The organism is Variovorax sp. P1_H2 (genome assembly GCF_056405295.1).
Map to the genome: position 1 here is coordinate 1 of NZ_JBFUCJ010000207.1, position 5,495 is coordinate 5,495.

General features: G+C 69.1%; 5 protein-coding genes. 3 read left to right on the forward strand and 2 right to left on the reverse strand.

Going from position 1 to position 5,495, the window contains the following annotated elements; translation table 11 throughout:
* Positions 1-170: 170 nt before the first annotated feature.
* Both glnK and AC1D2E_RS34485 read right to left on the reverse strand, forming a co-directional pair.
* The gene (gene glnK / locus AC1D2E_RS34480) at positions 171-509 is read right to left on the reverse strand and encodes a P-II family nitrogen regulator (protein ID WP_068686416.1); all 339 of its coding nucleotides are present in this window, start codon (positions 507-509) and stop codon (positions 171-173) included.
* 57 nt (positions 510-566) lie between these two features.
* Complete coding sequence (locus AC1D2E_RS34485; protein ID WP_478201572.1) at positions 567-1,424, reverse strand: TorF family putative porin; 858 nt, start codon at positions 1,422-1,424, stop codon at positions 567-569.
* 168 nt (positions 1,425-1,592) lie between these two features.
* Between AC1D2E_RS34485 and AC1D2E_RS34490 the strand changes: the two genes are divergently transcribed.
* From AC1D2E_RS34490 to AC1D2E_RS34500, 3 genes are all read left to right on the forward strand, one after another.
* On the forward strand, positions 1,593-3,134 hold the full coding sequence (locus AC1D2E_RS34490; RefSeq protein ID WP_478201569.1) for a YifB family Mg chelatase-like AAA ATPase: 1,542 nt from the start codon (positions 1,593-1,595) through the stop codon (positions 3,132-3,134).
* A 248-nt stretch (positions 3,135-3,382) separates the two neighbouring features.
* Positions 3,383-4,141 carry an aquaporin Z gene (gene aqpZ / locus AC1D2E_RS34495; RefSeq protein ID WP_478201570.1) on the forward strand — a complete coding sequence of 253 codons (759 nt, stop codon included), beginning with the start codon at positions 3,383-3,385 and terminating at the stop codon, positions 4,139-4,141.
* A 49-nt stretch (positions 4,142-4,190) separates the two neighbouring features.
* Positions 4,191-5,420, forward strand: a complete 1,230-nt coding sequence (locus AC1D2E_RS34500) for an MFS transporter (RefSeq protein WP_478201571.1) — start codon at positions 4,191-4,193, stop codon at positions 5,418-5,420.
* Positions 5,421-5,495: the final 75 nt, after the last annotated feature.

The following is a 5,495-nucleotide window of genomic DNA, read 5'->3' on the forward strand; positions in this document are numbered from 1 at the left end:
GGCGGGGGCCGCCGCAGGTGCGGCCGCAGCGGCGGGCGCCGACGCTTCGGCCGCGGGGGCGGCGGGCGCCTGCGCGAAGCCGGACGTACCGGCGCCGAGCAGGCTCAGGCCCAACGCGAGTGAGACAAGGAATTTTTTCATTTCGGTTTGTTTCTTTCGTGCCTTGCGTGTCAGAGGGCTTCGCGGCCCGTTTCGCCGGTGCGGATGCGCACGACCTGCTCCAGGTCGTAGACGAAGATCTTGCCGTCGCCGATCTTGCCGGTGCGCGCCGCGCTCTCGACCGCCTCGATGACGCGTTCCACCAGTTCGTCGGCCACAGCGGCTTCGATCTTGACCTTCGGCAGGAAGTCGACGACGTACTCGGCGCCGCGGTACAACTCGGTGTGGCCTTTCTGGCGACCGAAGCCCTTGACCTCGGTGACCGTGATGCCCTGCACGCCGATGGCGGACAGTGCCTCGCGCACTTCATCGAGCTTGAATGGTTTGATGATGGCTGTGACCAGCTTCATGATGTTTCTCCTACAGATGAAAGAGGACGGCGCGGCGGCAAGCCGCGCCAGGTGCGTTTACAACGTCTTGGTCAGCATCACGATGAAGCGGGTCGCGTTGGGCGAGAAGGTGGTCTGGCCGACCGGGCCGATGGGCGTGGGGATGCCCGGGCTGGAGACCARGTTGAACGCGCTCTGCTCATTGCCGCCCTGGATATAGCCGCCCAGCGTCAGGCCGCTGCCGAAGTCGTAGGCCGCACCGACGTTGTAGTCGAGATAGTCCTTGTAGCCCAGGCTTTTGATGTCGCTGCTGAAGAAGGTGTAGCCGATGGCCGCCTTCAGCGTCACCTTGGGAATGATTTCCTTGCTGTAGGCCAGGTTCAGRTAGCYGGTGTTGGTGCCGTCCAGGCCCGARCCGSCCTTGTTGCCGGCGTAGTTGAAGTAGTCCTTGGAGACCGTCCACGAGTACTTGGCCGTGAAGGCGCCGATGTTSTCGTCCGACCAGGTGCCCGCGCCGTAGATTTCGGTGGTGGCACCGGCGCTGTTGCCGGGGTAGACATAGGTCAGCACGCCGACGTCCCAGTCRATCGGGCCGCCCTTGAACTTGTAGCCGCCGTAGAAGTCCATCTCGACCGAATTGCCAGGCAGCCAGTTGACGCTCGAGTTCCAGTTGCCGATGTAGAAGCCGCTGGAGCCGAAGGCGTAGTCCAGGCCGCCCTGGATCGCCGGCTTGACGTAGTCGTCCTTGGCGAAGCCGTTCTTCCCGATCACGTCCTGGTCCTGCCCGCGGAACTTGTAGTTCGTGGTCAGCGAGACGTTGGCCGTGAGATTCGGCGCCGGTGCAGCCGCGTCGGCGGCGGCCGCCTGCGCGCTGGCGAGCATCGGCAGGGCAGCAAGCGCGCCCACAGCCAGGATCTGGACGGATTTACGGTGCATCATCGAGCGAACTCCTCGGGGGGTGTTTTGAAGGTGGTTAGGAATGCTTCTCAAAGCAGGGAGCGTGCCAAAGCGCATCCCCCCGACGAGGCAGGGTTCTGCGCCTGACGCACTTGGTCACAATGAAGAACAAGAGATGGATGCACCATCTTGGTGAAAGGGAGCGAAATGAGTCTGTCTTTGGTGCAGAGCCGCGCCTTAGTGGGTCTTGAAGCCGCAAATGTCACGGTCGAGGTGCATCTGGCGAACGGATTGCCCAGTTTCACGCTGGTCGGCCTGGTCGACGTGGAGGTCAGGGAAGCCCGGGAAAGGGTCCGCTGCGCGATCCAGAACGCCGGTCTCGAATTTCCCACCAACAAGCGCATCACGGTCAACCTGGCGCCAGCCGACCTGCCGAAGGATTCCGGCCGCTTCGACCTGCCGATCGCGCTCGGCATCCTCGCGGCCAGCGGCCAGATCGAGGCCGACCGGCTGGCGGGCCACGAATTCGCGGGCGAACTCTCCTTGTCGGGGCAACTGCGTCCCGTGCGTGGTGCATTGGCGATGGCGCTTGCCCTGCACGTGCGCGGCATCGCCACCCGGCTGGTGCTGCCGGCCGAGAGCGCCCGGGAGGCCGCGCTGGTGCCGGGCGCCGAGGTCTATGGGGCCCGTCATCTGCTCGACGTGGTGAGGCAGTTCCTGCCGGCCGGCGCCGTGCCGCCGGCCACCGAGGCGGCCGAGGACGGCTGGGCGCGGGTGCTGGCGGCGCCGCCCGGCGCGGCGGCGCGCCATCCCGACCTGGCCGACGTGAAGGGGCATGCGGGCGCCAAGCGGGCGCTGGAGATCGCCGCCGCCGGCGGCCACAGCCTGCTGATGGTCGGCCCGCCCGGCTCGGGCAAGTCGATGCTGGCCCAGCGCTTCGCCGGGCTGCTGCCCGCGATGAGCGTCGACGAGGCGCTCGAGAGCGCGGCGGTCGCCAGCCTGGGCGGCCGCTTCGAGACTGCCCAGTGGATGCGCCGGCCGACCGCGAGCCCGCACCACAGCGCCAGCGCAGTGGCGATGGTGGGCGGCGGATCGCCGCCGCGGCCGGGAGAAATCTCGCTGGCCCATCACGGCGTGCTGTTCCTGGACGAGTTCCCCGAGTTCACGCGCGCGGCGCTGGAGGCGCTGCGCGAGCCGCTGGAGACGGGAACCATCACGATCTCGCGCGCCGCGCGGCGTGCCGAATTCCCGGCCCGCTTCCAGCTGATCGCCGCGATGAACCCCTGCCCCTGCGGCTGGCGCGGCTCGACGGTCAAGGCCTGCCGCTGCACGCCGGACCAGGTGACCCGCTACCAGGGCAAGCTCAGCGGCCCGCTGCTCGACCGCATCGACCTCCACATCGAGGTGCCCGGGGTGTCGGCGCAGCAGCTGCTGGAAGCCGCGGCCGGCGAAGCGACCGAGGCGATCCGGGCCCGGGCCGTGGTGGCGCGCGAACGCGCCCTGGCCAGACAGGGCGGGACCAACCAGGCGCTGGCCGGTGCCGAGATCGACCGGCACGCGGCCCTGCTGCCGGCGGCGCTGGCATTCCTGCACACCGCGGCAGCACGCCTGGGCTGGTCGGCGCGCAGCACGCATCGGGCGCTCAGGGTGGCGCGCACGATTGCCGACCTCGCGGGCACCCAGGACGTCGACGTCGCGCATGTGGCGGAGGCAGTGCAGTACCGGCGGGCACTGCAGGCGGTCGACTGAAGGACCGACAGTCGCGTCGGCTCATTACATTTCCTAACACTGTGTATCCGCACCGCGGGCTTCCGGGCCTGCGCGCAGGGCCTGGGGCGCAAAGAAAACCGCGGCTTTCGTGAACAATCGCGCATCCCTGCGAGCCGCCCCGCAACGCTTCCTTTCTTCGCCCGGATGGCTCCCTAGAATCCGGCCGCCCTCGACCCCGGTCGGCGGGCTTGTCTGTCACACATGAAGATTCAGGGATCAATAAATAGATGAAACACAGTACCTCCAAGAAGCTGTCGGCCGAATTCATCGGCACGTTCTGGCTCGTTTTCGGCGGTTGCGGCAGCGCGGTGCTGGCCGCCGGTTTTCCCGGGCTCGGGATCGGCTTCGTCGGCGTTTCGCTGGCCTTCGGCCTCACGGTGCTGACCGGTGCCTATGCGCTGGGCCCGATCTCGGGCGGCCACTTCAATCCGGCGGTGTCGATCGGCCTGGTGGTGGGCGGGCGCTTCCGCGCCGCCGAGCTGCCCGGCTACATCGTCGCGCAGGTGCTCGGCGCCATCGCCGCGGCCTTCATGCTCTACCTGATCGCCACCGGCAAGGCCGGTGCCGAGATCGGCGGCTTCGCGACCAACGGATTCGGCGAGCATTCGCCCGGCGGCTACGGCCTGAGGGCGGCGCTGCTGACCGAGGGGGTGCTGAGCGCGGTCTTCCTGATCGTGATCCTCGGCGCCACCGCGAACAACAGCGCCCCGGGCTTCGGCGGGCTGGCGATCGGGCTGTGCCTGACGCTGATCCACCTGGTCTCCATTCCCGTGACCAACACCTCGGTCAACCCGGCGCGCAGCACCGGGCCGGCACTGTTCGGTCCGGCCATCGCGGTGGACCAGCTGTGGCTGTTCTGGGTGGCGCCGATCGCGGGGGCGGTCATCGGCGCGGTGATCTACAAGCTGCTGCTGGCGTCGAAGACCGACACGTCGCAAGCAGCCTCCATCCGCGACACGGCGCGGCCAATGACCGCCTCGAACTGAAGAACCGGGCCCCGATCCGGGCGGGCTCCGCCCGTTAGAGTCAGGGCCGATGGGCCTTCCCGAACCGCACCCGCTTCCCGCCCCCTACAACCGCCGCCTCGTCGGCTGGCTCTCCCTCGCCCAGCTCATCACCTGGGGCAGCGTCTTCTACACCTTCGCGCTGCTGATGGAGCCGGTCGAGCGCGAGCTTGGCCTGAGCCGGGCCCAATCGTCGCTGGCCTTCAGCCTCGCGCTGCTGGCGGAAGGCGCCATGGCGTGGCCCGTCGGACGGTGGATCGACCGCGGCCACGAGCGCGCCGTGATGACCGGCGGCTCGCTGCTGATCGCTGCCGGCCTGCTGCTGCACAGCGTGGTGCACAGCGCGGCCGGCTTCTACACGGCCTGGCTGCTGCTCGGCGCGGCGCTCTCGKCCACGCTCTACACGCCGGCCTTCGCGGTCGTCACGCGCCGCTTCCCGAACGACTTCCGTCGCGCGATCATCACGCTGACCTTCCTCGGCGGGCTGGCCAGCACGGTCTTCATCCCGCTCGACGCCTGGCTGATCGCGCGGCTTGGCTGGCGCCATGCGCTGTGGGTGCTGGCCGCGATCCACCTGCTGCTGTGCGCGCCGCTGCATGCATCGATCCTGCGGCACGCGCCGAAGCGCAGCGTCGGCGCGCCGGCCACGGGCGCTGCCGCACCGCGGCAACCCGTCGGCCACTACCTGCGCAGCGCGCCCTTCCTGCTGATCGGCGTCTTCACCGTGCTGCTGATGGCGGTGACCGCTGCGCTGCCGCCGCACATGGTGAGCCTGCTGCGCGGCGCCGGGTTGTCGGAGACCTGGGCCATCGCGGTGCCGGCCGCGATCGGCATCGTGCAGGTGTTCGGCCGCGCCCTGCTCTACTTCTTCGAGCATCACTTCGACCTGCACCTGGCGAACCGGCTGATCCCCTGCCTGATCCCGATCGGTCTCGCGACCCTGCTGGCCGGCGCCGGCCATCCGGCCGCGGCGCTGGCCTTCGTGCTGTTCTACGGCATGGGCAACGGCATGCTGACGATCGTCAAGGGCACCGCGATCGCGCAGTACGTGAACCGCGAGCACGTCGCCACGCTCAACGGCGCGCTGGGCCTGCCCAGCGCGATCGCCCGCGCCCTCGCGCCACTGATGCTGGGCCTGCTGTGGACGCCGAGCGGCGGCTACACGATCGGGCTGTGGATCCTCCTGGCAGCCAGTCTGGTCGCCGTGCTCGCGTTGCTCGCCGCCCAGCGCTATGGCCGGCGCAGCCAGGCCCCTTCGTGAAACACCGCGGAACCGGCTTTGCCGGGCCGCTGGTGTTGCCCCCGGCAGGGGGCTGAGGAGCCGCGGCTCCAAGCC